Source organism: Citrobacter sp. wls619 (genome assembly GCF_005281345.1).
GTDB lineage: Bacteria > Pseudomonadota > Gammaproteobacteria > Enterobacterales > Enterobacteriaceae > Citrobacter.
On the sequence record NZ_SZXJ01000033.1, the window covers coordinates 29,462 to 31,947 of the forward strand.

Sequence of the window (2,486 nt, forward strand, 5' to 3'; positions counted from 1 at the left end):
ACCGAATCCGTTGTACCAGCTTGGCTGTTCGCGGGTTGGTTGTATGCCGTGTATTCATGCCCGTAAGAAAGAATTGGGCGTGATTTTCAGGCGCTTTCCTGAGCAGATACAGCGCGTCGCAGAATGGGAGCGAATTGTTGCTGCCTGTTCGACTCGGGGCAATTCAACATTTTTTCCGTCCACGCGCGATCCATTAAAGGCTGAACAGGATATTCATAAAATTACGCTGGTGAGCCACGGTATTGAAACCTACCGGCGCTGGGCGTTTTCCCTGCATGGCGGGCGGTTGTTTGATGAGATTGCCGCCATCAATGACAGTAAACCCTGTTACGGCATTTATACCGGTATCTGTGAATAACGCTGAATTAATCGCGACGTAAAAAGAGTTATCCCTGCCCGCGCCACTGAATATTTTATTTAATGACCGGGCATTAATGCCCATTGTGGCACCCGGCAACGGCGCTGAAAGTTGCCCTCAGCGATGAGTTATGCGTGCCCTTCATACCTGCCGACGACTGAAACAGGTGGTGTCACTCTGGTGACATGTCGCTGATTTATTCACTTTGAACACTTAGCAGGAAACAGAATTATGAATCATGCAGATAATGAAATATTCTGGGAAAACATCACTCAGCTTGTAAATTATATAGATACATTAAAGAAACAAATAAAACAACTGGAGCATAAATACCGTAACGTTAACACTATTAGTCTTGCCGTACAGGGATCGCAGGCAGACCATGAAAAAGAGCTGATTACATGTAAAAAATTACATACGGTTATATTTAAAACCGAAACACTTATCCCGGTTATTCAGGAAGCCATTAAGGATAACTGTAATGTGTGTCTGGTAAAAAATCACGGCCTCTTCATTATCTCAGAAAATAGCGACAATAATTTCGATGAGTTAAATATCTCTTATGCCGAAGGTTTCGATCCAGAGCAGTACGGGCCCGATGAGTTATATAAATTGCAGGATGCACTGCATAACATAAGTGGCCCCGGTGTCTGCGTCGGCAGAATTCCTGTTGATAATACAGCCCTTCGTCATGTGCTGGAGTATAAGACAGACCTGGAGGCTACCCTCATCCCCATGCAATTCTCATTACGGGCGATTGAATAATAACCCGCACATCATTGTTTATTCACCTTAACGCACAGGAAACGCTATGGAGTATTTCGGCAATGAAGAGTTGCGGCAGGATATTGCCCGACTCGTTAATGATATGAACGAACTGGATCAGAGGATAAAGTTGCTGGAGAAAAAATACCGCTGGAACAGCGACACACTGGCACAAGCGCTGGCCGGACAGGTATTACGTATTGCGGCCAGTGATTTCTCCGGCGTATACCGACAGGTATATGAACTGGATCTTGTTTTTTCAGACTGAACAATAACCATTATTTTTTACTATTCAGAGGAAATAGTTATGACTTACGGCGGCTCTGTTATATTTAAAGCAACGGATTTAATTTCGGTTATTCAGGAAGCGAAAGATAATCACTGCCAGGTTCTGCTGGTAAAGGATCATGGTCTCTATATGATGTCGGAGAAGGGGGAACTGAATCAGGAAACCAGACGCAGGCGGGTTGCGTATGCCGAAGGATTTAACCCTGATGTTGTGGATGTTGACGACTGGTATGACAAATTACATGATATCTGCGGCGGCGATGATTTTGCCGAATACATCGCCTCTGATGATCCGGCATTCGGTCTGGTGTTCAGGCATCAGTTTAACCTCCGTGTTGACATTACAGAAACAACATTCAGATTAGTTCCTGTAATACAATAATATAAAGCCTCCAGTCCATTAATGACCGGAGGCTTTTTTATCATGAATGCCGCTTTTCAGCATTTCATGAAGTCATCCATTTTTCTTTATTTTTATAAAAACAGTTTACCCTTTCCTGCTGTATTCATCTGTTGTTAACTGAGTCTGCTTTATCCATCCGTGTGATGGTCCCTTTGACAGCCAGGCTGAAAACTGTCCACACACATGCGGTGTGACGCCTACCCTTATACACCTGCTGACGACTGAAACAGGTGAGATGCAGAATATTTTGCATTGTCGCTGACTTCTTCACACTGATTATTTATCCCTGCGGGAGACACCATCCCAATGGGATTGTCTCCGCTAAATTTATCTATACCGGAGATATATCATGACTGTAAATTCAAACGCTGAACGCAAATACTTTGACCTGCACACTCGCGGCATTGGCTATGTTAATCGCCTGCGAACCGTCACCCCCAAAAAAGGCGAGCCATTTCTGGCCTGTACTATCGCTGCACTCCGTGGCACCACTGACCAGCCAGAATATACGTATATTGATGTTCGTGTTTATAACGAGAAGGCGGTCGAACTGCTGGAAAGTTGCCAGGACGCATTGAGTAAAAAACAAAAGGTGTTGATTTCTTTTAGCGTCGGAGACATTTACCCGGAATGTTTTACCTATGAGAAAGGTGATAAAAAAGGTCAGTGTGG

The 2,486-nt window shown here is 44.3% G+C and carries 4 protein-coding genes and 1 pseudogene; all 5 read left to right on the forward strand.

The annotated features are described in order from the left end of the window. A pseudogene (locus FDX19_RS05595) lies at positions 1-358 on the forward strand (hypothetical protein); the annotation flags it as partial. Between the two features lie 231 nt (positions 359-589). Then, positions 590-1,123 (forward strand): hypothetical protein, encoded by a 534-nt coding sequence (locus tag FDX19_RS05600; protein WP_137381940.1) that lies wholly within the window; start codon positions 590-592, stop codon positions 1,121-1,123. Between the two features lie 46 nt (positions 1,124-1,169). After that, on the forward strand, positions 1,170-1,391 hold the full coding sequence (locus tag FDX19_RS05605) for a hypothetical protein (RefSeq protein WP_137381941.1): 222 nt from the start codon (positions 1,170-1,172) through the stop codon (positions 1,389-1,391). A gap of 39 nt (positions 1,392-1,430) precedes the next feature. After that, complete coding sequence (locus tag FDX19_RS05610; RefSeq protein WP_137381942.1) at positions 1,431-1,793, forward strand: DUF3085 domain-containing protein; 363 nt, start codon at positions 1,431-1,433, stop codon at positions 1,791-1,793. Between the two features lie 370 nt (positions 1,794-2,163). Continuing rightward, on the forward strand, positions 2,164-2,486 hold a 323-nt coding region (locus tag FDX19_RS05615), incomplete at its 3' end, for a DUF3577 domain-containing protein (RefSeq protein ID WP_137381943.1).